Annotated in this window: 22 protein-coding genes; 13 read left to right on the forward strand and 9 right to left on the reverse strand. The window is 71.8% G+C overall.

Annotated elements, in window-relative coordinates; genetic code table 11:
* Window positions 1-54: 54 nt before the first annotated feature.
* Window positions 55-531, reverse strand: coding sequence for a nitroreductase/quinone reductase family protein (locus tag AC07FV_RS27475; protein ID WP_479089990.1), 477 nt, complete (start codon window positions 529-531; stop codon window positions 55-57).
* Between the two features lie 94 nt (window positions 532-625).
* On the opposite strand from AC07FV_RS27475, the gene AC07FV_RS27480 reads away from it, so the two are divergent.
* A complete protein-coding gene (locus AC07FV_RS27480; protein WP_479090067.1) occupies window positions 626-1441 on the forward strand; it encodes an endonuclease/exonuclease/phosphatase family protein in 816 nt (271 codons plus the stop codon).
* 97 nt (window positions 1442-1538) lie between these two features.
* Here AC07FV_RS27480 and AC07FV_RS27485 read toward each other — a convergent pair whose 3' ends face one another.
* The gene (locus AC07FV_RS27485; RefSeq protein ID WP_479089991.1) at window positions 1539-3053 is read right to left on the reverse strand and encodes a CehA/McbA family metallohydrolase; all 1515 of its coding nucleotides are present in this window, start codon (window positions 3051-3053) and stop codon (window positions 1539-1541) included.
* 224 nt (window positions 3054-3277) lie between these two features.
* Between AC07FV_RS27485 and AC07FV_RS27490 the strand changes: the two genes are divergently transcribed.
* Both AC07FV_RS27490 and AC07FV_RS27495 read left to right on the forward strand, forming a co-directional pair.
* On the forward strand, window positions 3278-5872 hold the full coding sequence (locus AC07FV_RS27490) for a bifunctional FO biosynthesis protein CofGH (RefSeq protein WP_479089992.1): 2595 nt from the start codon (window positions 3278-3280) through the stop codon (window positions 5870-5872).
* Between the two features lie 96 nt (window positions 5873-5968).
* Window positions 5969-6526 (forward strand): hypothetical protein, encoded by a 558-nt coding sequence (locus AC07FV_RS27495; protein ID WP_479089994.1) that lies wholly within the window; start codon window positions 5969-5971, stop codon window positions 6524-6526.
* On the opposite strand, the gene AC07FV_RS27500 is transcribed toward AC07FV_RS27495, so the two are convergent.
* The gene (locus AC07FV_RS27500; protein ID WP_479089996.1) at window positions 6510-7022 is read right to left on the reverse strand and encodes a DUF2165 domain-containing protein; all 513 of its coding nucleotides are present in this window, start codon (window positions 7020-7022) and stop codon (window positions 6510-6512) included. The two genes, AC07FV_RS27495 and AC07FV_RS27500, sit on opposite strands and share 17 nt — an antisense overlap.
* A gap of 29 nt (window positions 7023-7051) precedes the next feature.
* Window positions 7052-8137: a tyrosine-protein phosphatase gene (locus AC07FV_RS27505; protein WP_479089998.1), complete on the reverse strand. Its 1086-nt coding sequence runs from the start codon at window positions 8135-8137 to the stop codon at window positions 7052-7054.
* Between the two features lie 44 nt (window positions 8138-8181).
* Between AC07FV_RS27505 and AC07FV_RS27510 the strand changes: the two genes are divergently transcribed.
* Window positions 8182-8619: an ATP-binding protein gene (locus tag AC07FV_RS27510; protein WP_479089999.1), complete on the forward strand. Its 438-nt coding sequence runs from the start codon at window positions 8182-8184 to the stop codon at window positions 8617-8619.
* A gap of 230 nt (window positions 8620-8849) precedes the next feature.
* Entirely contained in the window at window positions 8850-9689 is an 840-nt protein-coding gene (locus AC07FV_RS27515; protein ID WP_479090000.1) for a helix-turn-helix domain-containing protein, read from the forward strand.
* A gap of 90 nt (window positions 9690-9779) precedes the next feature.
* Here the strand turns inward: AC07FV_RS27515 and AC07FV_RS27520 are convergent, their stop codons facing one another.
* Window positions 9780-10127 (reverse strand): DoxX family protein, encoded by a 348-nt coding sequence (locus AC07FV_RS27520; protein ID WP_479090001.1) that lies wholly within the window; start codon window positions 10125-10127, stop codon window positions 9780-9782.
* Between the two features lie 86 nt (window positions 10128-10213).
* Between AC07FV_RS27520 and AC07FV_RS27525 the strand changes: the two genes are divergently transcribed.
* Together AC07FV_RS27525 and AC07FV_RS27530 are read left to right on the forward strand one after the other, a co-directional pair.
* Window positions 10214-11122: a LysR family transcriptional regulator gene (locus AC07FV_RS27525; RefSeq protein WP_479090003.1), complete on the forward strand. Its 909-nt coding sequence runs from the start codon at window positions 10214-10216 to the stop codon at window positions 11120-11122.
* 103 nt (window positions 11123-11225) lie between these two features.
* Window positions 11226-12341 carry an ADP-ribosylglycohydrolase family protein gene (locus AC07FV_RS27530; RefSeq protein ID WP_479090005.1) on the forward strand — a complete coding sequence of 372 codons (1116 nt, stop codon included), beginning with the start codon at window positions 11226-11228 and terminating at the stop codon, window positions 12339-12341.
* Here the strand turns inward: AC07FV_RS27530 and AC07FV_RS27535 are convergent.
* Entirely contained in the window at window positions 12338-12751 is a 414-nt protein-coding gene (locus AC07FV_RS27535) for a DUF6281 family protein (RefSeq protein WP_479090006.1), read from the reverse strand. The genes AC07FV_RS27530 and AC07FV_RS27535 overlap by 4 nt on opposite strands.
* 486 nt (window positions 12752-13237) lie before the next feature.
* On the opposite strand from AC07FV_RS27535, the gene AC07FV_RS27540 reads away from it, so the two are divergent.
* The 5 genes from AC07FV_RS27540 (at window position 13238) to AC07FV_RS27560 (ending at window position 18403) form a co-directional block, all read left to right on the forward strand.
* Complete coding sequence (locus AC07FV_RS27540; protein WP_479090008.1) at window positions 13238-13747, forward strand: hypothetical protein; 510 nt, start codon at window positions 13238-13240, stop codon at window positions 13745-13747.
* Between the two features lie 116 nt (window positions 13748-13863).
* Window positions 13864-17202: an RHS repeat-associated core domain-containing protein gene (locus AC07FV_RS27545; RefSeq protein ID WP_479090009.1), complete on the forward strand. Its 3339-nt coding sequence runs from the start codon at window positions 13864-13866 to the stop codon at window positions 17200-17202.
* An 11-nt stretch (window positions 17203-17213) separates the two neighbouring features.
* A complete protein-coding gene (locus AC07FV_RS27550; protein WP_391327424.1) occupies window positions 17214-17351 on the forward strand; it encodes a hypothetical protein in 138 nt (45 codons plus the stop codon).
* A 335-nt stretch (window positions 17352-17686) separates the two neighbouring features.
* Window positions 17687-17812 (forward strand): hypothetical protein, encoded by a 126-nt coding sequence (locus AC07FV_RS27555; RefSeq protein WP_432881790.1) that lies wholly within the window; start codon window positions 17687-17689, stop codon window positions 17810-17812.
* Between the two features lie 180 nt (window positions 17813-17992).
* Window positions 17993-18403, forward strand: coding sequence for a VOC family protein (locus AC07FV_RS27560; RefSeq protein ID WP_384695409.1), 411 nt, complete (start codon window positions 17993-17995; stop codon window positions 18401-18403).
* Window positions 18404-18455: 52 nt separating this feature from the next.
* Here the strand turns inward: AC07FV_RS27560 and AC07FV_RS27565 are convergent, their stop codons facing one another.
* From AC07FV_RS27565 to AC07FV_RS27575, 3 genes are all read right to left on the reverse strand, one after another.
* On the reverse strand, window positions 18456-20039 hold the full coding sequence (locus tag AC07FV_RS27565; protein WP_479090011.1) for a sodium:solute symporter family protein: 1584 nt from the start codon (window positions 20037-20039) through the stop codon (window positions 18456-18458).
* A 202-nt stretch (window positions 20040-20241) separates the two neighbouring features.
* A complete protein-coding gene (locus tag AC07FV_RS27570) occupies window positions 20242-22113 on the reverse strand; it encodes an MFS transporter (RefSeq protein ID WP_479090013.1) in 1872 nt (623 codons plus the stop codon).
* Between the two features lie 194 nt (window positions 22114-22307).
* A complete protein-coding gene (locus AC07FV_RS27575; RefSeq protein ID WP_479090015.1) occupies window positions 22308-24794 on the reverse strand; it encodes a serine hydrolase in 2487 nt (828 codons plus the stop codon).
* A 178-nt stretch (window positions 24795-24972) separates the two neighbouring features.
* On the opposite strand from AC07FV_RS27575, the gene AC07FV_RS27580 reads away from it, so the two are divergent.
* The gene (locus AC07FV_RS27580) at window positions 24973-25734 is read left to right on the forward strand and encodes a GOLPH3/VPS74 family protein (RefSeq protein WP_479090017.1); all 762 of its coding nucleotides are present in this window, start codon (window positions 24973-24975) and stop codon (window positions 25732-25734) included.
* Window positions 25735-25922: the final 188 nt, after the last annotated feature.

Consider the following 25922-nt stretch of genomic DNA (forward strand, 5'->3'; position numbering starts at 1 on the left):
TGCCGACCTCGTCAGCCGTGGGAGACGCCGATCACAGGTCCCTCACCTGCTCCCTCACCCCTCCAGGTCCACCCGTACCGTCAGCAGCCCCGGTCCGACCCCCATGGCCCGCACCGCCAGGCTGTTGAACCGGGGGAGGAGCCGCAGCCGCGCCACCGGGTCGTCGTCGGGCAGGACGTGGGCCGTCCCGGCGTACCAGCGGCCGCGTACGCGGACCCGGACCCGCGGGTCGGCGCGGAGGTTGCGGACGTACTGGGACCGCTCACCGAACTCCGACACCAGCCAGAAGGAGCCGCCCACCCGGCGCCCGCCGACCGGTGTGCGGCGGGGGAGGCCGGAGACGCGGCCGGTGGTCTCCAGCAGGGTCTGGGTCGGCAGCCGGCGCAGGACGGCGTTGAGGCGGCGCTGGACGGCCGTGACCGTCCGGTACTTCCGCTCGGCGTACGTCGGCCGGGGTGTGCCGTCCGGCCGGGGGGTGCCGTCCGGCCGGGGGGTGCCGTCCGGCTCGGGGGTGCTGGAGGATCTCGTCATCGCGCGTTCACGCTCCCGTCTCGTGTGCCTCCATGTTCCCCGGAAAACCTGAAAGGGAAGGCAGGTGGCTGGGCAAGAGACGGGCGGTGCGGTCGTGCGGGTCGTGACCTGGAATCTGTGGTGGCGGTTCGGGCCCTGGGCCGACCGGCAGAAGGCGATCCTCGCCGTACTGCGGGAGCTGCGGCCGGATGTCGTCGGTCTCCAGGAGGTGTGGGCCGCCGACGACGGCTCGAACCTCGCGCAGTGGCTGGCCGGTGAACTCGGCCTGCACTGCGCCTTCGCCGCGTCCGAGGCTCCCGGCCGGTGGCAGCGGCGGATCGGGGACGACACGGTGGGCATCGGCAACGCGGTGCTCAGCCGCTGGCCGGTGACGCGGCGGGCGGCGCTGCGGCTGCCCGCTCCGGAGGAGTTCGACGACGGGCGCCTCGCGTTCCACGCGCTGCTGGACGCGCCCGGCCATCCCGTCCCCTTCTTCACCACCCACCTGAACTCGGGCGCCCACGCGGCGGCGGTGCGCCGCGAACAGGGCGCCGCGCTGGCGGAGTTCGTCGCCCGTCACCGCGACGGGCCCGGCTTCTTCCCGCCCGTCGTCACCGGTGACTTCAACGCGACCCCGGACTCCGCGGAGGTCCGGCTCCTCACCAGGGCCGCCGTCCCCGCGGGCGCCGTCCTGCTCGACGCCTGGGAGCACGCCGACCCGTCGGCGCCGTCCGCCACCTGGGAGGGCGCCAACCCGTACATCCCGGGCGGGTCGGGGCCGGGTGCCCGGATCGACCACGTCCACGTCGGCCCGCCCGGACCCGGCGGGCTCGGCCGGGTCCGCGCCGCGCGCCGGGCCGGCGACGGCCCCGTGGACGGCGTCTGGCCCTCCGACCACGCGGCGGTCGTCGTGGACCTGGACGGCCCCTGAACCTCCACGGTCTCCGGTCCGGGCGCTCCGGGGCCTCCCGGTCCGGGTGCCCGCCGGTCCGGGTGCCGCCGGGGACCCCCTTCACGCGCCCGCGGACCTACCGCCCCAGGAAGATCGGGTTCGTGAACGCCGCCAGCGCCCCCGGGACCGGGCCCGCGGCTGCCTCGTGGCGCAGTTCCGCACGGACGTACGCCGCGTAGGAGGCGGTCGTCCGCCATTCCACGGTGCCCGAGCCGGACACCGGCAGCGGGGCGCTGGTGAAGAGCACGCCCTGGTCGGTGACGAGGCGGACCGTGCAGCGCGGGGCGCCCGTCGCCTCCAGGCGGACGGTGACCGGCGTCTCGTCGTCCACGCGCAGCCGTTCGCCGATGCCGGCGTGCTCGCCCCGGCCGCCCGAGGCGGTGAAGGCCAGCGACACCTTCGAGGACTCGGCGACGTACGAACGTCCCGCCCGCAGGCCCTCCTGGACGGCCTGCCGGGTCAGGTCGTCGGCGAGGACGACGGTCTGCGGGCGGCCGATCACGTCCGGGGCGCGGTGGGAGTCGCTGCTGCCCATCGCGGGCAGCCACCCCCTGCCGTCCCGCCCGTCCCGCACGGCGGCGACCAGCATGCCGTCCCAGTCGGCCAGCGCCACCTCGTCGTCGGGTGTGTAGGCCCCGTTCCACACCTCGACCACGTCGGCCTCCCCGAAGCCGAACTTCCAGTTGCAGCCGATGCAGGTGGCGTGCGGGTGGGCCGGCACCACCAGGCCGCCGGCCCGGCGGATCCGGCGCGCGAAACGGCCGAAGCGGTTGTCGCGGGCCCGGTAGCGCCAGTCGACGAAGGTGCCGGGGTCGGTGCCGAGGGCGACGACGTGCCCGTTGCGGGTCGTCACCTCCTCGCCCAGCAGCACGAGCAGGTCGTCGCCGGCCACCTCGGCCCAGTGCGCGTGCGCCGCGTGCGTGTTGTGCTCGGAGGAGTTGATGAAGTCCAGCCCCGCCGCCCGCGCCAGCTCCGCGATCTCGGCGAGGGTGTAGCGGCCGTCGGAGTACACGGAGTGCAGGTGGCAGTCGCCCCGGTACCAGGCCCGCCCCCGCCCCCGGGCGCGCTCGGGCGGGTACACCGGCCGCACGGCCGCGCCCTGCTCGCCGTAGGTCAGCGTGATCGTGATCTCGTACGACAGTCCCTGCGGAGCCACCGTGTACGGGCCGAGCGCGATGTGCCACCTGCCCGGCCGCACCGGCCCCGGGAGGTATCCGGGGGTCGCCTCGTCCGCCCGGACGAAGAACTCCGTGCGCGCCCCGCCCGACCAGCCCCGGAAGCCCCGGCCGCCCAGGTCGGTGCCCCGCTCGTCGAAGAGGCCGATGTCGAGGGCGTTGCCCGCGGTGCCCGCCGGGACGGCGGGGCGGTCGTAGGTGTAGGCGACGTGGATCTCCCGGACGCCGGCCGGGACGTCGACGGGTACGTACACGAAGTCGGGGGAGCCGGTGGGGAGGGTGCCGCGCACCGTTTCGCTCCGCCGTTCCCGGGGTGCCGCCGACGCGAAGCTCACGCTTCCCAACGTGAGCGCGGCGGCGGCTCCCGTCACGAACACCGCGCGCCTGCCGATCCCGGTGTGCTCGTCCTCGCACATGCTGCTGCTCCCAGGGTGTCGTGGCTGACCTGACCTGACATGGGTGGTGCGGGGTGGTGCGTGCAACCCTCGTATTGAGCCGTGAACTCCCGTGCAAGGAAAGGGGTTCGGAGGATGGAGAGCGGGAAACCGCGCGGTGGGCCGGGGGTGCCCGCCCGGGTGGCGGGGCCGGGGGCGGCGGGACGGCCCCGGCGTCCCGATCACCCCGCTCGTATGCTCGAAGGATGACGACTTCCGCGACCCCCGGAACCGGCCCCGCAGGCCCCACCGAGAACGCCCTGCGCCGCGCCCTCAAACGCGCGCGGGACGGTGTCGCCCTCGACGTGTCCGAGGCCGCGGTGCTGCTCCAGGCCCGCGGCGAGCACCTCGCCGACCTCACCGCGTCCGCCGCCCGGGTCCGGGACGCGGGCCTGGAGGCCGCGGGCCGCCCCGGCGTCATCACCTACTCGAAGAGCGTCTTCATCCCCCTGACCCGGCTGTGCCGGGACAAGTGCCACTACTGCACCTTCGTCACCGTCCCCGGCAAGCTGCGCCGGGCGGGGCACGGGATGTTCATGTCGCCCGACGAGGTGCTCGACATCGCCCGGCGCGGTGCCGCGCTCGGCTGCAAGGAAGCGCTGATCACCCTCGGCGACAAGCCCGAGGACCGCTGGCCCGAGGCCCGCGAGTGGCTCGACGCGCACGGCTACGACGACACGATCGCCTACGTCCGCGCCATCTCGATCCGCGTCCTGGAGGAGACGGGCCTCCTCCCGCACCTCAACCCGGGCGTCCTGACCTGGACGGACTTCCAGCGCCTCAAGCCGGTCGCCCCCTCCATGGGCATGATGCTGGAGACCACCGCGACCCGCCTGTGGTCCGAGCCCGGCGGCCCCCACCACGGCTCCCCGGACAAGGAGCCCGCGGTGCGCCTGCGCGTCCTGGAGGACGCCGGCCGCTCCTCGGTGCCCTTCACCTCCGGGGTCCTGATCGGCATCGGCGAGACGTACGAGGAGCGCGCCGAGTCGCTCTTCGCGCTGCGCAAGGTCTCCCGCTCCTACCACGGCATCCAGGAACTGATCATCCAGAACTTCCGCGCCAAGCCGGACACCGCGATGCGCGGCATGCCCGACGCGGAGCTGGACGAACTGGTCGCCACGGTGGCCGTCGCCCGGCACATCATGGGCCCCTCGGCCTGCCTCCAGGCGCCCCCGAACCTGGTCGACGCCGAGTACGAGCGGCTGATCGGCGCGGGCATCGACGACTGGGGCGGGGTCTCCCCCCTCACCATCGACCACGTCAACCCCGAGCGTCCCTGGCCGCAGATCGACGAACTCGCCGAGAAGTCCCGCACGGCCGGCTTCGAGCTGCGCGAACGCCTCTGCGTGTACCCGGAGTTCGTGCGGCGCGGCGAGCCCTGGCTGGACCCCCGGCTGCGTCCGCACGTGGCGGCCCTCGCCGACCCCGCCACCGGCCTGGCCCGCGAGGACGCCACGGTCGAGGGCCACCCGTGGCAGGAACCGGACGAGGCGTTCACCGCCTCCGGCCGCACCGACCTGCACACCACGATCGACACCGAGGGCCGTACCTCGGACCGCCGCGACGACTTCGACGAGGTGTACGGCGACTGGGGCGCCCTGCGCGAGGCCGCCGCCCCCGGCATGGTGCCCGAGCGCATCGACACCGACGTGCGCCAGGCGCTGGCCACGGCCGCCGACGACCCGACGAGGCTGACCGACGGCGAGGCCCTCGCCCTGCTGCACGCCGACGGCCCCGCGCTGGACGCCCTGTGCCGGGTCGCCGACGACGTCCGCAAGTCCGTCAACGGCGACGACGTGACGTACATCGTCACCCGCAACATCAACTTCACCAACGTCTGCTACACCGGCTGCCGTTTCTGCGCCTTCGCCCAGCGCCGCACCGACGCCGACGCGTACACGCTCTCCCTGGAGCAGGTCGCCGACCGCGCCCAGCAGGCGTGGGACGTGGGCGCGGTCGAGGTCTGCATGCAGGGCGGCATCCACCCCGACCTGCCGGGCACGGCGTACTTCGACATCGCGCGGGCGGTCAAGGAACGCGTCCCCGGCATGCACGTGCACGCCTTCTCGCCCATGGAGGTCGTCAACGGCGCGACCCGCACCGGCCTGTCCATCCGCGAGTGGCTGAGCGCGGCCAAGGAGGCGGGGCTCGACTCGATCCCCGGCACGGCGGCGGAGATCCTCGACGACGAGGTCCGCTGGATCCTCACCAAGGGCAAGCTGCCGACGGCCACCTGGATCGAGGTCGTCGAGACCGCCCACGAGCTGGGCCTGCGCTCCAGCTCCACGATGATGTACGGCCACGTCGACCAGCCCCGCCACTGGCTGGGCCACCTGCGCACCCTCGCCGGCATCCAGCAGCGCACCGGCGGCTTCACCGAGTTCGTGACCCTCCCCTTCATCCACACCAACGCGCCGGTGTACCTGGCGGGCATCGCGCGGCCCGGCCCCTCCGTGCGCGACAACCGCGCGGTGACGGCGATGGCCCGCCTCCTCCTGCACCCGCACATCCCCAACATCCAGACAAGCTGGGTGAAACTGGGCACCGAGGGGGCGGCGGAGATGCTCCGTTCCGGCGCCAACGACCTCGGCGGCACCCTCATGGAGGAGACGATCTCCCGCATGGCCGGTTCGTCGTACGGCTCGTACAAGTCGGTCAAGGACCTGGTCGCGGTCGCGGAGGCGGCGGGCCGCCCGGCGAAGCCCCGCACGACCCTGTACGGGCCGGTGCCGCAGGAGCGGCAGCGGGCGGCGACGGAGTCGGACGGGCACCTGCCGGAGTTGCTGCCGGTGCTGGACTGACGGGTGCGCCTCCCGGGCCGGGGCACGGGCCGCCCGCAGTACGATGATCGGGCCCCCGGTGTGTCGGGGTTCTCGTAGCTGAGGAGATGCGTGCCCGTGCCAGCCCGACTTCCCTCATGGGCCTGGGTCTCCGGTCTGACCGTGGGGGCGATCGCGGCGGTGAGCGTCCTGGCCGTGCAGGCGGACCAGGGCCCCCACCCCACCGCCGCCGCCACGAAGCCCCGCCCCTCGGTCTCGGCGCAGCCGACGCCGAAGGAGACGGCACCGGCCCGGGTGCCGGACGGTTCCGGCACCGGGCGGCGCATCGTCTACTCGGTCGGTCAGGACCGGGTGTGGCTGGTGGACGCCAGCGACGCCACCCGCCGCTCCTTCACGGTGTGGCCCGGGACGGTCGACCCGGACCCGGGCACGTACAGCGTCGGGACCCGCCGGGAGGAGCCCACGACCGGCTCCGACGGGGTGCGGATCGAGCAGATCGTGTACTTCGTCCAGGAGGACGGCGTCTGGGTCGCCTTCTCCAACGCCGTCGACGGCTCCTCGCCCCCACCGTCGGCCGCGGGCACGAAGACCGGCGGCATACGCCTGCCCAAGGCGGACGGCGACGCGCTCTGGGAGTTCGGGACCGCGGGCACGCCGGTCACCGTGGTCGCGTAGCCTCCACCTCCGCCTGCGGGAACGGCAGGTGCGCGACGATCAGCACGACCCCGCTCAGCAGGAACACCCGGGTCGCCGCGTCCAGCCCGTTCCAGTCCGCCGACTGCCACATCGAGAACCACTCCCCGCCGATCGCGATGAAGCCGGCGCCGAAGAGCAGCATCAGCATGAGCGTGCCGTACGTGGTCATGCGCCGCGCGGCGGTGTGGTCGCGGCGTATCCACAGCCAGGTCGCCCAGAGCAGCACGAGCGCGGCCACCGTCTCCCACACGATGATCGCGACGTACGCGGCGTCCTGGACCCCCTTGTTCGTGATCGCCCGCCACATCAGGTCGTCGTCCTTGAAGGTCGTGTCCATCGCCAGCACGTGCCGCACGAACTGCTGGTTGGTGCCGAAGTCGGTGATGTTCCCGAAGGCGACGAGCGCGATGTAGAGGGCCAGGACACCGGTGAGGACGGTGGCGGCCAGGGAGAGTGTGTGTCTGCTGGTGGTCATGGACACACCCTTCCCCATGACGATCTCGGTCAGCCAACCAGGAGGTCGGCCTTCAGCCGCCGCACCTCGCGGGCGTCCAGGCCCAGCGCCTTCTTCTCGTAGCGGGCGAAGGACCCGTACGCGTCCTCGACCTCGGCGAACCCGGAGTTGAGGTACTCGGCGCGCACGTCGAGCAGCGGCTTGTAGACCGCGGCCTGTGCGGCGGGCATCGAGGCCAGGGCGGCGGCGTTGGCCTCGGCGCGGTACTCGTTGGAGGCGAGGTAGTCCTTCATGACCGTCTCCCGCGGCACACCGAGCGCGGTGAGCAGGGCCGCGCTCGCCCAGCCGGTGCGGTCCTTGCCCGCGGTGCAGTGGTAGAGGACGCCGTCGGCGTCGCGCACCAGACCGGAGAACACGGTGGAGTAGGCGGCCTTGGCGCTCTCCCCGCTGACCATGGCCTTCTCGCCGTCGATCATCATCTGCTGGGCCTCGGCCGCCGTGGTCGGCATGGTGTAGACGGGGGAGTCGTCCCCGATGACGTCCGCGACGACGTAGCGCGCACCCGCGGGGACGCGGTCCGGGGCCGCCGCGCGCTCGGAGGCGCTGCGCAGGTCGTAGTCGACGGAGATGCCGAGCCGCTTCAGCTTCGCCAGGTCGGCGTCGGTGAGGCGGTCCAGGGAGTCGGTGCGGTACACCGCGCCCATGCGCACCCACTGCCCGTCCTCGGTGCGGTAGCCGCCCGCGTCACGGAAGTTGACCGTGCCGTCCAGCGCGATCAGCCGGTCGGCGAGGCGCAGCCGCTCACCCCGGTCGGGGACCAGGTCGAACCACTGCCGGTCGGCGGCGGGCAGCCCCGACACGGTGACCCTGCCGGTGGAGCCGCCGGTGGCGACGGTACGGCCGTTCGCGCGGACGGCGACCTTGCGGACGCCGGGGGCCTTCCAGGTGACCTCGTAGGTGCCGTCGTCCTGGGCGGTCACCTCGGCGGCGGTGAAGGGTATCTCCCGTGCGGAGTGACCGGGGTGCCCGTGGTGATGACCGGCGGGGGCGGCCGTCGCGGCGGGGGCCGCCACTCCGGTGAGCAGTGCGGCGGCCGACAGGGCGCAGGTCAGGGTGACACGTGTCGTGGTCGTCATGGCCGGATCGTTCTGCGTCCGGACGGTCGCCCCGCTAACGGATCATGAACTACGCGGGGCGGACGGCCGTCGTGATGGTGTGCACGAACGTGGTCCAGGAGGCGTTGTCCGCGACGCGCAGAGGGGCCCGGCTCGCGCGCCTGCTCGTGGAGCGGCAACTGGACGACTGGGGCATGCCGTCGACGGAGGTGGTGCAGGTCGTGGCGGAGCTGGCGGCGAACGCGGTGCTGCACGGGCGGGTGCCGGGGCGCGACTTCCGGCTCGCGCTGCGGCTGCGCCCCGACGGAGTCCTCCGCGTCGAGGTGACCGACGCCCGGGGTGACCGGGTCCCGCAAGCCCACGTCCCGGTGACCGAGGCTGCGGAGCACGGGCGTGGCCTGCTCATCGTCGCGGCGTACGCGGACCGTTGGGGTGTCGAGCGCGGGCCCGCCCCCGCCAAGACCGTCTGGGCCGAATGGTCACCGGGTCGCGGCCGGACGTGACCCGGTCGGACGCGACGCCAAAGACCAAAGAACCGGGGAAAGAACCCACCCCACCCCCACCGCCCCCGCCGGTCACTCTCCGGAGTGAATATCGCCAACTCGACTGGCGCCGGGCGGTGTTCATGGTGCAGCGTCAGCCGCGAACCCCCCGGACATGAATCGGCCCCCGCCGGGACTGCCATCCCACTGCGAGGGCCTGATCACCTAGGAAGTAGGAAGAGGACTTCCCGATGACTGAGCAGCACCCTAGCGCGCACGCGCGCGCCGCGTCCGGCCGTCGCCCCGGCGGTGTCGAGCACGAGAACCACCCCCACGACGACCACTTCACCGTGGTCGGGAACCACCTCCTCCAGCATCCCGAGCTGTCCCTGACGGCGATCGGCCTGGCCGTGCACATCCAGTCGCTGCCCGCCGGGGCACCGGTCGGGATCAAGACGCTGGCGGGCAAGTTCCCCGAGGGCGAGATCCGGATCGCCGCAGCCCTGCGGGAGCTGGAGGAGCACGGCTACCTCGCACGCACCAAGGAGCGTCTTCCATCGGGCCGAGTCGTGACCCGGACGGTCTCCCGCAACAAGCCCCGCGCGCTCCTGGCCGCCGCAGCCGCAGCCGCCGTACCCGCACCTGTACCGGCCCCCGCACCCGTACCGGCAACTGAGGCGGAAGCCGACCCGGGACCCGTGCCGGAGACCGTCCGGTCACCGGCGGCCGATCTGCTCGCCCGTCTGCGCGTGCACGACTCCCGGCTGCTGCTGACCGAACGGGACGTCCGCCGCCTCGCCCCCTCCGTGACGGTCTGGCTGGAGCGCGGCGTCCCCGCGACCGCGGTGGAGCGGACACTGACGGCCGGGCTCCCCCTGGAACCGATCCGCCACCCGGCGGCCTTCCTGCTGCGCCGCCTGACCACCGATCTGCCGCCGGTGCTGCCCGCGCCCCGTCCGCAGGCGCCCGGCCGACTGCTCCCCGACCCTCTCCAGACCTGCGACGGCTGCGAACGCGCCTTCCGCTCCCCGCTGCCCGGCCGCTGCCGCGGCTGCCGCGCCGCCCGCCCGACCGGACACATGGCCGCGTAAAAGCGTGAACGCCGTAGGGCAATCCGTCATCCAACAGCTCACATGAGCGCACCGATGACAGACGTGGCCAGACTGCTCACCCCGCACGACTCACACGGCCACCAGGACGAGCGCGGCCGCGTTCAGGGCCAGGTACCCGACGGGATACGCGATGGTGTGGAAGACCCGCGCGCGGACGTGCGCGGCGACCGCGCCGACGAAGAAGAGGACCAGGCCGACCGCGGCGGCGACGCCCAGGAGCCGGACGCCCAGGAGGCCGGCGAGGAGCCCGGCGGCTCCGGCGGCCTTGAGCACCGCGAGCCACGGCAGCCACGACCCCGGGACCGCCACCTCGGCCGAGTTGGCGAGGACGAACCGCGCCCGCATCAGGTCGGCGACGGCGATCCCGGCATCGGCGACGATCGCGGCGACGGTGACGAGCACGTAGGCGGTGTACACGGACTTCCCCTTCCGGCCGTTCCCTAGGAATCAGCCTCGCGATACCGTCCCGCGCCGTCCAATACCTGCACCCATAACCTGGAGGCATGGATGTCGACACGCGTCTGCTGAGGTACTTCGCGGCTGTGGCGGAGGAGGGCAGCGTCACCAGGGCCGCCCAGCGGCTCTACGTGTCCCAGCCCGCGCTGACCAAGCAGATCCGGCAACTGGAGGCGGTACTGGGCACGGACCTGTTCACCCGCTCGCGGAACGGCATGACGCTCACCGAGCCGGGTCGGGCGCTGGCGGAACGGGTCCCCGCCCTGCTGGCCGGATGGGAGGCGGCGCTGCGGGAGACGAGGGCGGCGGCGAGCCGGGCGGCCCGCGTCCTGCGGGTCGGCTTCCTCGCCAGCGCCGCCAACGAGGCGACACAGTCGATCATCGCCGAGTTCGCCCGGCGCCGACCGGGCCGGCGGGCCGAGATGCGGCAGGCCGCCTGGTCGGACCCGTCCGCCGGACTCGCCGACTCGGACGTCGACGTCGCCCTGGTGCGCCTGCCGTTCCCCGGCCAGGAAGCGCTGCGGGTGCTGCCGCTGTTCAGCGAACCCCGCTGCGTCGCACTGGCCGAGTCCCACCCCCTGGCGGCCCGCGAGACGATCGCCTTCCACGAACTGCGCGACGAACCGTTCGTCGCCGCTCCGCCCGAGACGGGCCGCTGGCGGGAGTACTGGCTCGCCGCCGACGAACGCGACGGCCACCCGGTGCGCGTCGGCGCCGTCACCGAGCACCCGGACGACTGGCTCACCGCGATCGCCAACGGCTACGGCGTCGCCCTCGCCCCGGAGTCCGCCGCCCGCTTCTACACCCGCCCCGGCGTCGTCTACCGCCCCGTCACCGGAGTCGGCCCCAGCGCGGTCGCGGTCGCCTGGGCCCCTGCCGACGACGACGATCCCGTCGTCCAGGACTTCGTCCGCTGCTGTCGCGAGGCGCTCCGCGCCCGACCGGACGACGCGTGAAGGTTTCCACACCTCCACGGCCCTGAACCGTCCCCCCTGGTTCGCATACAGTGCTGGACGTCGTACGTACGGACGCGTGTGGAGAGGTCGAGGGGAGGTCCGGGTGAGCGGGACAGCCGGTGCCGTCTGGGGGCGTGCCGAGCAGCAGGACTTCCGCAGCCGGGTGCGCGGGACGCTGCTCGGGGCCGCCGTCGGCGACGCCCTCGGCGCACCCGTCGACGGGCTGAGCCTCGCCGGCATCCAGGAGGCGCACGGCCCGGACGGCCTCGCCGACCTCGCCCCCGCCCACGGCCGACGCGGCGCCGTCACCCACCTCACGCAGCTCACCCTGTTCTCCGTCGACGGGCTCATACGCGCCCAGGTACGGCGGGACACCGGCGCCTGGCACCCGCCGACCGACCTGCACCGGGCCTACCGGCGCTGGGCGGCCACCCAGCGCGACTGGGGGCCCGACCTGCGGCGCAAGGACGACGGGTGGCTGGCCCACGAGGAGTGGCTGTACGCCCGCCGGGACGCGACGCGCGCCCTGCTGCTCGGACTGGGCGACGAGACCATGGGCACCCCGGAGGCGCCCAAGAACCCCGGTGAGCGCGGCCCCGAGGCCGCCGCCCGCTCGGCACCCTTCGGGCTGCTGGTCGGCTGGGAGCCGCAACTGGTCACCCAGCTCGCCGTCGAGTGCGCGGCCCAGACCCACGGCCACCCCACCGCCGGTCTGGCGGCGGGCGCCTACGCCGTGGTCGTGCACGGGCTGGCCCGGGGGGAGAGCCTGGACGCCGCCGTGCAGCGGGCCCTCGCCCTGCTGGCCCCCCGTCCGGGGCACGAGCCCGTCGTGGACGCCCTCCAGCACGCGCTGGGCGCCGTCCGGCAGGGGCTGCCGGGCCCGGCACGGGTGACCGGGCTGATCGGCGCGGGGACGGCGGAGGACCTGGTCGCCGCCGCCGTGTACTGCGCCCTCGTCGGCGAGGACATCCGGCACGGGCTGCGGCTCGCCGTCAACCACGACGGACCCTCCGCCGCGACCGGCGCCCTGACCGGAGGCCTGCTCGGCGCCCTGCACGGCGAGACCGCGCTCCCACCGGCCTGGCTCGCCGAACTGGAGGGCCGCCCCACGATCCTGGAACTCGCCGACGACTTCGCCATGGAGATGACCCAGGGCCCCGCCCTGCACGGCCCGGCAGGCTCGTCCCCGGGCTGGCTGACCCGCTACCCGCGCGCCTAGACGGCTGCCTCCGGACCAAGCGGAGGCAGGCCGCCACCTGGGCGGACGGCAAGGAGCATCACCTCGTCCGAGGTGTACCGCATCGCGATGGCGATGCGTGGATTCAGGCCGTCGACCGCATAGGCCGTGGTCGGTTCGGCCCCCGCGGCGTCGTCGTGGCCCGGCGTGTCCTCGCAGGGCGGGACCACGGCGGCCCCGAGTACTTCGCCAACGGTGAAGTCGACCCCGGCCACCTGCGTATAGGTGCGGCCCTCGTACACGGCAGTGATCGCGCAGGATCCTTCACCCTCCCCGCCACCGCCCTGTATCGTGCAGGCGGTCGCCAGCGCCGCCACGACCATGCCCGGCAGAAGCCACCGCGACCGCGTCGACAGAGTGGCGTTGCGGCGGCTCGACATGCTGATGCGCATCAGTGGGCTCCTCCTGAAGCGTGCGCGCTCCGTCACCCGGGCGCGGCTCCCGATCCGTTCACGACCATGACGGAGCCCAAGGCGAACCGGTTCGTTCCGCTTCGCTGAGTCGCCCCTCCTCGCACGTTCCAGGTGGCAGCCCTGAGCCTTTCGGGCCGCCGTTTCCACAGCGGAGGACATGAGAGGAAGAGTTCCGGTCGCAGTTTCACCGCCAACGTGAGGGTGAGCTGCCGACGGGCGGCCGTTCGTGGCCGGATGACGATGCGTCGGACTGCCCGGAACACGCCATGCGGAGGGGCTGATTCTGGCCCGTATAGCTTGCGTGTTCGAGGGCACGGCGGCCGACGTGTGTGGTTTCTGTGACAGGTTGTGGGCTCCTCGTGACCGCTGGGGTCTGCGAGGTCTGTCTTCCTGTGGGGGGAAGTCTTGATACGACGCACCAACGGTGCGCGGTCTTCGCGTGCCCGAAAGAGCTTCAGGACGCTGGTGTGTGCGACTGCCGCGTCGGGGGCCTTCGCCCTGACGCTGGCCGGAGCGGGTACGGCGTCCGCGGGGACGGGGCCGCGCCCCGCACCCGCCCAGCCCTCCGCCGCGAACGCCCCGACGGAGGAGGGGAATCCCTCGTCCGCCAGGGCTGCGGCGGCCGGCGTCTGCTCGGACGCCTACCAGATCGGCACCACCTCGTACATCTACCGGGAAGCGGTGCAGATCGCCTCGGTGAAGCAGTTCTACTCGCCGCAGTGCAACGAGAACTACGGCTACGTCTGGGTCTGGAAGTCGTTCCTGGACAAGAAGATCACCTTTGATCTCCAGGTCGGTGTGTGGTCCTACGACCGCTCCGCGCTGATCGGCGTGGACCGCCAGTACGACACGCTCGAACAGGAGTTCTGGGGCAACGGCGCCGACACCGTCGACGACTGCACCTCGGGCGACGGAACGCTGACCATCCTCAGCGAGCAGGGCAGCTACCACAGCCGGACGTCCAAGCGCTGCTGACGGGACGCGGAGTGCGGGTGGCCGCCGCCCACCGGCCGCCACCCGCCGAGTCCCGCTCCCGCTTCTCACCTCACCAGGCCCCGAAGCCTGATCGATCGATCCCAGGAGAGTTCCCCATGCACTTCGGCATGCCCGAAAACCGGCGGATCAGACGCGGCAGACGCTCCGCAGCCACCGCCATGGTCGCCTCGGCCGCCGGGGCGGCGCTGCTCGTCGCCCTGATACCCGCCCAGGCATCCGCCTCACCGGTCGGTAAACCGGCCCCGCCCCGGCCGACGGCCTCCCCGGTCGGGAAGACCACGGCCCCCGCGAGCACACCCATCGGCGTCGCGGGCGAGGACCGCGCGCTGGTGCAGCCCGGCATCCTCCAGTCCACCTTCCAGGGACTGGGCATCGGCCAGGTCCCCTGGTCGGAGTTCCACGAGGCGCCGCTGTCCGACTCGGTCGGCGCGCAGGTCAACTACGGCAACGGCAACCTGCTGGTCTCCGTGAACGCCTTCGACATCGCCGACGCGGGCCCTGGCCTGTCCCTGGGGCACGCCTACAACGGCCTCAACACCAGCTGGAAGGCGACGACCGGCAGCGACTACCTGATCCACGAGCCGAACACGACGTCGGTCTACGTGCAGGGCCCCTCCAGCACCATCGCCGTGTTCGAGCGGGACGGCTCCGGGTTCACCGCGGCCCCCGGCTACAAGCAGGACCTGACCCAGTCCTCCGACAAGAAGTCCTTCACCCTCACCTCGCGCAAGAACGGCCAGAAGACCACTTTCACCCGCTCCGGCACCACCGGCGACGCCCGCGTGAGCAAGGTCGAGGACAAGAACGGCAACGCCACCACGATCTCCTACTCGGGCGCCTTCACCTCGAAGATCACCGCCGCTTCGGGTCGCACCCTGACCTTCGACAACGATGGCAAGCAGATCACCAAGGTCACGGACAACACCGGCCGGTACGTCACCTACACGTGGTCCGGGAACGACCTTAAGACGTTCACCGACACCGACGGCAGGACCACGGTCTTCGACTACGACACCTCGCACCGCATGACGAAGGTGACCACTCCGGAGGGCCGGGAGACGCGGTTCACCTGGAACACCAACCTCCTCGCCTCGATCACCCGCGTCGTCGACAAGGCCACGGGCACCGGCGCGACCACCGCGTTCCGCTACATCCTTCCGCAGCCCGGCACCGAGGGCGAGGGCGTGGCCCGCATCACCGACCCGCTGGGCAAGCACACCGAGAAGACGGTCGACGCCCGCTGGCGCGTGAAGAAGACCAAGGATCCGCTCGATCGTGAGCGCTCCCGGACGTGGGGGCCGGACAACAACATCACCAGCGCGGTCGACGGCATGGGCGTGGGATCGACGCCGGGCAACACCGTCAAGTTCGACTACGACGACTCCTTCAACCCCAAGACCGCGACCCAGCCCACCGGCGCGCAGTCCACGATGGGCTGGACCCAGAAGGCCGGCGGCCACTACCCCGAGACCCTGACCTCCGCGAGCGGCGACAAGGTCACCAACGGCTACGACACCTCGGGCAACATGATGTCGCAGACCGACACCACGACCGGCTCCGACGGCGCCAAGTGGACCTACGACTACAACCCGAAGTCCGGCACGATGAAGTGCGACGGCCTGCCCGGCCAGCGCTGCTCGGCCACCGACCCCGAGGGCAACAAGACGTCCTTCACCTACGATGCCAAGGGCAACCTGACGAAGGTCGACCGCCCGTCCGCGCAGGAGGACGTCACCTTCACCTACGACGCCCTGGGCCGCACCGACACCGTCACCGACGGCCGCGGCGTGGAGACGGTCTACACCTACGACAAGCGCGACCGGCTCAAGACGCAGACCAGCGGCGGTAAGCTCACGACGTTCGTCTACGACGCCGACGGCAACATCAGAACCCGCACCTCTCCGGCCGGTACCAGCACGTACACGTACGACGAGCAGAACCGCGAACGCACCCGGTCCCTGCCCGCGGGCGGCGCCAGCTCCGTGACCTACGACGCCGCGGGCAACGTGAAGACCGCCACCGACGCCGGCGGCACCGTCACCTACGACTACAACGACGCCAACCAGCTCACCACCCTGACCCAGCCGGGCGGCGCCGAGACCACGTACGACTACGACAAGAACGGCGACCGCACCACCACCACCTACCCCGGCGGCACGGTGCAGAAGACGGACTACGACAAGTCCAGCCGCGCCCAGAAGATCGAGGTCAAGAACGGCACCACCGTCCTGTCCACGATCACCTACGACTACAACAAGTCCGGCAAGGACAGCGACAAGATCCAGAAGCGGACCACCGACGGCGCCGCCACCGCCTACACCTACGACACCAAGGGCCGCCTCACCAAGGCCGTGGAGACCAAGTCCGGCTCCACCACGGCCGGCTGGGCCTACTGCTACGACAAGTCCGGCAACATGACGGGCCGCTCCACCGGCACCAGCCTCCCCGCCTGCGCCGACGCCCAGTCCGTCCGCGAGTACAACAACGCGAACGAACTGACCTCGCTCGGCGGCAACACCAACTTCACCTACGACGGCGACGGCAACGAGACCTCCGCCGCCTCGCCCACCGGGACCCGCACGGGCGGCCAGTGGACCCCGTACACCCAGCTCTCCGCGCTGACGGCCTCCGGTACCGCGTCGACGTACGGCTACGCGGGCCTCGACCACAACGACCGCCTCACGCGCGGCAGTTCGACGTTCACCAACGCCGCGATCGGCATGACGCGGGAGAACAGCACCGGTTTCGTCCGGGAGCCCTCGGGCACCCTGACAGCCATGACAGCGGGCGGGGCGAGCCAGTACTACCTCACCGACGTCCAGGGCAGCGTCATCGGCCTGGTCGACGCCACCGGCAAGCGCACCGCGACCTACAGCTACGGCCCCTACGGTGAGGCCCGCACCACCAGCGGCACCGACCAGCCCTACCGCTACACCGGCACCTACCTCGACCCGTCCGGCCTGTACAAGATGGGCGCCCGCTACTACGACCCGCAACTCGGCCGCTTCACCCAGCCCGACCCCTCGGGCAAGGAGTCCAACCCCTACGCCTATACCGCAGGCGACCCCGTCAACCACATGGACCCCAGTGGTCTCGACTTCCTTGGCTGGGACACCAAGGAATGGGGCAACGCGCTCTCCATAGCCGGGACCGCCGTGGGGCTGGCGGGCCTGGCTGTCACTGGGGGCGGGTTGCCCGTAGCCATCGGAATGGCCGCCGCCAGCACCGGACTGAGCACCGCAGGCGGAATCATGAAGGGCGACTCGCCCGGGCAGGTCGCAGCCTCAGCCATATTCGGTGCAGCGACCGGAGGCGTCGGAGTAGGGCTCAAGGCAGTCGGGGCCACCGCGACCACTGCAGGGAACCTGACCGAAAAGGCGTACACGGTGGGCGGATACCTGGGAGGCGCGGGAATCAGCGGATCCTGGCTCTGAAAGGAATAGACATGTCGCTCACGCTGATCGCAATGGGAACAGGGGTCAAGGGAAGCCCGCTGTGGACCACCATCATCGCCATCGTGGTGGTAGCAGTGGCCACATGGGCCTTCTTTCGAGACCAGAAGCGCAGAAAGAACAAGGACTGATTCCCGTAGCGACTGGAGTCGTACAGGAGCGCCCGACCGCAGAAATGGCCGGGCGCTCTTCGGTCAGGATCCGTGCACTTAGCCAGCCAGGGAAAGTGCATAGGAAATGCCGAACGCCACCAGCGCCAAACCACCGCCTATAAGGCATATGCGTATGATGATTCGTTCCGTCATGGTGGGTCCCCGACCGATACGACGCTTGGCATCATTGGCTCCTGCGCGCATGAGGCGGGGGCACAGTGCGGCGAGCCCCGCCCCCAGCAGAATGAAGCAAACCCCAATGAAGACCCTCATGTACGCTCCCTCGGTCGTCTGAATGAGCACAAGGTAAGCGAATGTCTTCCACACTTGCTCGCTCCGGCGCCGCCGTCGGAGGAAGCGTCGGCGTGACCGTCGCCATCATCATCGTCGGCCTCGTCGTCTTCGCGGTCGTCACGCTGCGGAGGAGGAGGAAGGGTTGACCGTGCCACTCGCAGCGTTCCCGAGTGGCAATCCGCCCGTGACGGTCGCCGTACTCGTCATCGGACTGGTCGTCGTCGTCGCCGCCGTGATCAACGCGAGCAGGAAAGGGAAGTAGTGCGCCGGGGGGTCTCCCAGCGGAGCGATCCGCTGGGAAACCCCGTTCCCGTTAGCGTTGCCCTATGGGTATCAGCATTCACACCACCGTCCTCCCGCACGACGACCCGGACGCGTCGCTGGTGTTCTACCGCGACGTCCTCGGGTTCGAGGTCCGCCAGGACGTGGGGCAGGGCGCGATGCGCTGGATCACCGTGGGCCCGCCCGACCAGCCGGACGTCTCCCTGCTGCTGTCGCCGCCCGCCGTCGACCCCGGCATCAGCGAGGCCGAGCGCCGCACCGTCGCCGAGATGATGGCCAAGGGCACCTACGGGTGGCTGCTGCTGGCCACGAAGGACCTCGACGGCACCTTCGAGAAGCTGCGCGCCGGGAACGCCGAGATCGTGCAGGAGCCGACCGAGCAGCCGTACGGCATCCGAGACTGCGCGTTCCGCGACCCGGCCGGGAACCAGATCCGCATCCAGGAAGTGCGCTGAGCCCTCCGACCGGCACCCCCGCGGGTGCCGGTCGGAGAGCGTCAGGCGCCGGTCAGTCGGTCACCCTGCTGCCCGGCTTCGCGTCGCCCACCCCGCCGGCCGGCGCGGGGATCGCGGCGGCCGCGCCGGACAGGTCGTCGTCGTCGTCCGTGTTGACCCGCTCGATGATCGCCAGACGCTCGGGAGTGTCCTCCGGCTTCAGGAAGCCGACCAGGACGTAGAGCACCAGGGACACGGCCAGCGGGATCGACACCTGGTACTCCAGCGGCACCCCGCCGTCCACGCTCCAGTTGATCGGGTAGTTGACCAGCCAGAAGGCGAGCAGACCCATCGACCAGCTGGTGAGCGCGGCCGTCGGGCCCGAGCGGCGGAAGGGCCGCAGCAGACCGAGCATCATCGGGATCGCGATCGGGCCCATCAGTCCGGCCACCCACTTGATCACGACGGTGATGATGTCCTTGAAGGTCGGCGAGTCGACCTGGGTCGCCACCGCCATGGACAGCCCGAGGAACACGACCGTCGCCAGCCGCGCCGCCAGCAGCCCGGTCCGCTCGCCCCAGGACCGCGCCCGCTTCGAGAGCACCGGCGCCACGTCCCGGGTGAAGACGGCCGCGATGGCGTTGGCGTCCGAGGAGCACATGGCCATGGTGTGGGAGAAGAAGCCGACGATGACCAGGCCCAGCAGGCCGTGCGGCAGCAGCTGCTCGGTCATCAGCGCGTAGGAGTCGGAGCCGTCCGGCTTCTGGGACTCCACCAGCAGCGGCGACATCCACATCGGGAAGAACAGCACCAGCGGCCAGACCAGCCACAGCACCGCCGACAGCCGCGCCGACCGCTCGGCCTCGCGGGCGTTGGGCGTGGCCATGTAGCGCTGGGCCTGGTTGAGCATGCCGCCGTTGTACTCGAAGAGCTTGATGAAGAGGAAGGCGAGCAGGAACACCGTGCCGTACGGGCCGACCAGCGGTTCGCCGTGACCCTGGAGGGCGGGCTCGTCCCAGACGCCGAAGAAGCCGCCGTAGTCGCCGAGTTTCGCGACGACGGCCACGAACATCGCGATGCCGGCCAGCAGCTGGATGATGAACTGGCCCAGCTCGGTCAGCGCGTCCGCCCACAGGCCGCCGATCGTGCAGTAGATGCCCGTGATGACGCCGGTGATCAGGATGCCCTGGTTGAGGCTGATGCCGGTGAAGACCGAGAGCAGGGTGGCGATCGCCGCCCACTTCGCGGCCACGTCCACGATCTTCAGCAGCATGCCGGACCAGGCCAGCGCCTGCTGGGTGGGCAGGTTGTACCGGTTCTTCAGGTACTCCAGGGGAGAGGCCACGTGCAGCCGTGAGCGCAGCCGGTTGATGCGGGGCGCGAACAGCTTCGAGCCGATGGCGATGCCGAGGGCGATGGGGAAGGACCAGGTGACGAAGGACGTGACGCCGTAGGTGTAGGCGATCCCCGCGTACCCGGTGAACATCACCGCGCTGTAGCCCGACATGTGGTGCGAGATGCCCGACAGCCACCAGGGCATCTTGCCGCCGGCCGTGAAGAAGTCGCTGACGTTGTCCACGCGTTTGTGCGACCACACGCCGATCGCCACCATGATGGCGAAGTAGCCGATGAGCACGGACCAGTCGAGACCGTTCATGTGCCCCCTTCCGGGGTCCGCCTTGTGAACTCCGCTCAGCTGGCTGGCACTTCGCACGAGCGGGGTAGGGGCGAGGCAGGGCGCGAAGTGCCCGCTCATCGTGGTTGCGACGACGCGGGCACGACAAGGAAGCGGAAGGTCAAGAGCAAGTAAAAATGTTCGGCTTGCTGACCTCCGTTCACCTACATGAACGATCGGCGCGCTACTTCAGCTCGTCCGGGCAGGGGGTGCCGCGCGGCACGTCATAGGGCGCCGACAGCCGGTACGTACCGGCCTCGGGGGCGATCAGCATCGTCCACTTGTCGCCCTCGGCGGTCTCCTCCGTCTCCATCAGACAGCCGTTGACGTTGTCGTACGTCTTCGGCGTGCCCTCCGGGGCGTTCTCGGAAGCCTCCGTCTCCTGCGGCGCCTCCAGCTTCTTCCCCTCGGCGTCGACGAGGCTCAGCCACGGCGAGTACGGCATCCGGACCAGGATGCGGCCCGGCCGGCGCACGTCGATCGTCCACTCGCCCTGCTCGGCCCGCTGGACGAACGCGTCGGGCTCCGCCAGCGGCGAGGGGTTGGTCACCTGGAACAGCTGCCAGTTGGCGTCGCCCCAGATCTGCTTCAGGTACGGCAGACCCCGCTGCACCAGCTCCCGCTCGCGCTCACCGCCGTCGCCGTCCGGCTCGCCCTTCGGCAGCACCACGTAGTGCACGGCCCAGCGCTTCAGCCACTCGTGGTAGTTCGCCGAGTTGAGCGTGTCGTCGTAGAAGAGCGGGTTGCGTTCCATGTCGGCCTGGCGGAGCCAGCCACGGGCCAGGTTCACGTACGGCGCGAGGGCCGAGGCCTCCCGGTGGGAGCGGGCGGGCACGACCTCCACCCGGCCCTTCTCGGCACCGACCTCCTGCAACTCGTTCACCAGCGGAGCCAGCTCACGGGCCCAGGAGGCGGCGGGCGTGGTGTGCACGATGTCGTCGGCCGACTTGAAGCCGATCCAGCCGACGAAGCCGGCGATCGCGAGCACGAGCGCGTACCACTTGCGGGTCCGCTCCACCGTGAACGGCAGCGCGGCCACCAGCGCCACCCCGGCGAAGAGCATCGCGAGGCGCGTGATGTTGGAACCGATCTGGGAGCTGATCGCCCAGACCAGCAGCACGGACAGTCCGTAGACCGCCGAGGTGATCCGCACCGTCGTCCAGGTACGCGGCACGAACACGTACACCAGCCCCGCGTACACCACGGGCAGGACCGCCGAGCCGAAGCCCATCGGCTGCGTACCCGAGAAGGGGAACAGCCAGGTCGACAGCGCGACCACGACGGCCGGCGCCACTCCCAGCGCCCAGGCGCCCGGGCGGCGCTTCTGGAGGAACAGCGCCACCGCCACCAGGCCCACGAACAGGCCCGCGACCGGCGAGGACATCGTGGCCAGCGCGGCCAGCGGCGCCGCGCACAGGCCCTTCGCCCAGCGCTCATACCGCCAGCGGTACGGCCAGCAGAACACCGTGGCGACCGCGCCCAGCCCGAACATCATGCCCAGCCCGAACGTCACCCGCCCCGACGCGGCGTTGGCCAGCAGGCCGAAGAGGCCCGCCAGCGACGCCCACAACGGGTTGCGGACCGCCCGGCTGCGGATCAGCAGCATGGTCAGCAGCCCGGCCGACAGCGTCCCGGCGATCATCATCGTCGTACGCACGCCGAGCACCGACATCAGGTACGGCGAGACCATGCTGTAGGACACCGGGTGCGTGCCGCCGTACCAGGCGAGGTTGTACGCCGAGCCGGGGTGGCGGCCCACGAACTCCGCCCAGGCGTCCTGCGCCGCGAGGTCGCCGCCACTGTTCGCGAAGGTGAAGAACCAGGCGATGTGCAGGACCGCGGCCAGGGCGGTGACGGAGAGCACGGGGTGGCGCAGCATGCGCTCACGCAGGGCGAGGAAGGCGGCCTTCACCGCGGACGGCGCTTCCCGCCCGGCACGGCCGGGACCGCCGGGATCACGGTCGCCGTCCGGGCGCGGTGCGGGTACGCGCGGTCGCGGACCGGCTCCCGAACCCGTGTCGGCGTTCTCGGCGCGTGTCGGCTCCGCAGTGGCCACCTGAAGGCACTCCCCGTGTCCTGTTCTTCTGCTTTCGGCCGTGTCCCGTTTGCCGTGACCGGCGACCTGCCCCGTCTCGCGACGCTAGCACGCGCTCCCGGGCCGTGGCTTCCTCGCCTCGGTCGGGCGAAAGCCCCCGCGGCCGGGTGGCCGCGGGGGCTGGTGAGCCGTGTCCTGCCCGGACGGTCCGGGGGTCAGCCCAGGCGGGTCAGCTTGTCCGAGAGGGCGGGCTCCACGAGCTCCTCCTGGAGCGCGACCGGTACCTTCACGGCCCCGGCGGCGCCCCCGTCGCCCACCGTGAGGGTGCCGACCTTCGTACCGGCCGCGGCCGTGTGCGGGACCTCGTCCGCCGTGAACGTGAGCTTGACCGTCAGGCCCGGCCAGCCCACGGCCTTGACGTCCTGCGTGGCGACGACCGGCGTACGGCCGCCGAGACCGTCGTCGACGTACCCGACGACGCTCCCCTTCTTCAGGATCGTCGACGACTCCAGGGTGTCCTGCGCGGCCCGGATCAGCTGGTCGCCGGAGGTCAGCGCGGCGCTGAGGATGGTGTTGTCCTTGCCGCCCGCCGGCTGGCGCACCACCGCACCGACGATGGTCCGGGTCTCGCCGCCGATCTCCTTCTTCGCGGCGAAGACGAGGTTGCCGAGGGCGGAGGTGGTGGTGCCGGTCTTGATGCCGACGACGTTGTTGGAACCCACCAGCTGGTTCCAGTTGGGGTGGTTGACGCCCTTGTAGTCGTCGTACGACATCTGCGCGGCGACCTCGCGGAAGGCGGGCGACTTCATCGCCTCCTTGGCCAGCTTCACCTGGTCCACGGCCGTGCTCACCGTCGTGTCGTTCAGCCCCGACGGGTCGGTGTACGTCGTGTTCTTCATGCCGAGGTCCTCGGCGGCGGCGTTCATCTTCTCCACGAACGCCTTCTCGGACCCCGCGTCCCAGCGGGCGAGCAGCCTCGCCACGTTGTTCGCGGACGCGATCAGCACGGCCTGGAGGGCCTCGCGCTGGGAGATCGAGTCGCCCGCGTAGACGTGGGCGGTCGACTCCTGCCCCGCCTCCGACTGGTCCTCGGCGGCCTGGTCGATCGGGATCTTCGGACCGTCGGCGCCGCTCTTGAGGGGGTGGTCGCGCAGGACCACGTACGCGGTCATGACCTTGGCGACACTGGCGATCGGCACGGGCTTCTGCTCGCCGGACGAGCCGAACGTGCCGATGCCCTGCACGTCGAGCGCGGCCTGCCCGGAGGCCGGCCACGGGATCTGCGGCTTGCCGCCCTCGAAGGTGAAGCTGTCCTGAGCCGTGAGGTCGAGTTCGGGCGCGGGCAGGGCCCGCATCGACTGCACGACCCCGAGGACGATCAGCAGCAGCAGGACCAGCGGCGTCCAGATCTTGACCCGGCGGACCGTCGTCCGCAGCGGCGTCTCCGGGGGCGGCGGGGTGTTCGTCAGCTCCGCCAGCAGGTCCAGCGGCGGCTTCGGCGGCAGCGGCTGCTGCGTGGTCCGCTCCGGCCCGACCTGCGGCACGGCGGCGGTGGCCCCGGCACGGGGTGCCTGCGGCGCCCGGGGGGCCTCGGACGGAGGCTTGCGCGTGGCGGGGTCGTCGGGATGCCGCAGCGCGACGAACTTGCTGGTCCGCTCGGCGTCCCGCTCGGCCGGTGCGGCCGCGCCGCCGCCCTTGCCGCCCTTGCCGGCTTCCCCGGCTCGGTCGGCGTCCTTGGCGTCCTTGGCCTTGGCCTTGGCGTCCTTGGCCTTGTCGGCCGTCGCGGCGGCGTCGCCCAGCTTCAGCATCGTCGTCGGCTGGTCCACGGCGGGCGCGGAGGGGCGTACGGCCTTGAAGACGGCGGTGGGCTGATCGACGGCCCGCTCCCCGCCCCCGGCCTCTCCAGCGCCCTTCTCGGGCTCCTCGCGCTCCCCGGCGGCCGCGTCGGCGTCCGGTTCGTCACCGGTGCCGTCGGCGGGCTCCTCGGGACCGTCGCCGGCCTCCGTCACGCCCTCGGCCTGGCCTTCGGCGTCGGCGTCGGTGTCCGCGTCTGTCACGGCGTCCGCGTCGGCGTCCGTCACGGCGTCCGCGTCCTCGTCGGCGCCTGCCGGGGATTCGGTGCCGCCCGTCGCGGCGGCAGCCGCGCCCTCCGCCGGTTCCGCGTCCGCGGTCCGCGCGTTCGCGGCGGCACGCTCGTCCGCGGTCGCCACCCAGGCGGCGACGGCCTCCCGCAGCCGGCCGTCGCCGTCCGTGGCGGGCCCGGCGTCGGAAGCGTCGGACGCGTCCTCGGAATCGGGTGAAGGGGAGGAAGAGGGTGAAGCGGGGGAAGGGTGCGAATCGGAGGAAGCGGGTGTGTCGGACGTCTCGGGAGTGTCCTCCTCGACGGTCTCCTCCGCCTCGGTGTCCTCGCCCTCGCTCCGGGCGTCCGTCTCACGGACCGACAGCACCCGGGTCGCCGTATCGACGCCGCCCCGGGATGCGCCCGACCCGCCCGACCCGCCCGACCCGGCGGACTCCGCGGACCCGGCGGACGCCGAGGGCTTCGCGGTCTCCCGCGTCACCGCCAGCCGCGGATCGGGCGTCTCGTTCGCCTCGGTCCGCGCTTCGGGAACCGGACCCGCGCTCCCCGACGTCGGTTCTTCCGACGACTCGCGCTGCTTCGACCTGTCGGGGGACTCGCCCGCCACCGATGCCTCCTCCATGCGCCGCACGTCCTGTGTGCGCTACCGAAACCATGTACCAGTGTCCTGTGTACGGGTAGGACCCACGCGGTAGACGAGAACGACATACCTACTGGTTCCACTACGAACCGGTCACGCACCCTCGACAGACCAATGTGAGAGGGGTCACCCTGTCTGTCATCCACGCGGGGAGGCATGGATGGGCAGGAGCCGCAGAACACTTCCGGAGGAGCTTCTGCTGCTGGCGTTGGACCCGACCACGGGCACCACCGCACAGCCGCAGTCGCTCGACCTGGGTCTGGCCGGAGCGCAGCTGGTCGAGCTGGCGCTGGCCGGACGGATAGCCCCAGACGGGGATCGTATCGCCGTGGTGGCACCACGGCCGACTGGAGATCCAACACTGGACTGCGCGTTGGAGTTGCTGCGAAGGCGTGGCGCTCCCGTACGGGCGGTCAACTGGATTGGCGGGCCCCGCCTGGGGCTGCGCCAGACCTACCTCTCGCATCTGGAGCGATGCGGCATGGTGCATGCCGTGGAGGGCCAGATGTGCGGGGTGCTGCCGACGACTCGCTATCAGGCGACGGACACGGCGATCAGCAGGGAGATCAAGACCCGGCTGGACTCGGCGATCCGCACCGGCGTACCGCCGGACCCGCGGACCGCGGCGCTCGCCGCGCTGGCCCACGCGGTCGGACTCGGCAAGCACCTCTACCCGGGCAACGAAGGACGCTCGTCACGGTCCCGCCTGCGGGACCTCATCAGACACGACCCGATGGGCGGTCTGGTGGCGCACGCGGTGATGGACGTCCAGAACGGCGCGGTGGCCCAGCCACGCCGCGCTCCCGCACCGGCCGGCCGCCAGGCCGCGGCCGGACCGGGGGCCGGACCGGGCCCGGAACCCGCACGCGGCGTTCCGGCGCAACCGCGCCACGGAGCCATGGCACGCGCCGTGGCCCACTGAACCGCACCCTCGCAACACCGCACCTTCCGCAACACCGCACCTTCCGTAGCACCGCACCGCCGAACCACAGTCCCCGAGACCCGGTCACGGGAGCCGCGGGTCCGGGGGGGGGGGGGGGGGGGGGGGGGGGGGGGGGGGGAGAGGGGGGGGGGGGGGGGGGGGGAGGGGGGGGGGGGGGGGGGAGAGGA

The organism is Streptomyces sp. NPDC045956 (assembly GCF_056430705.1).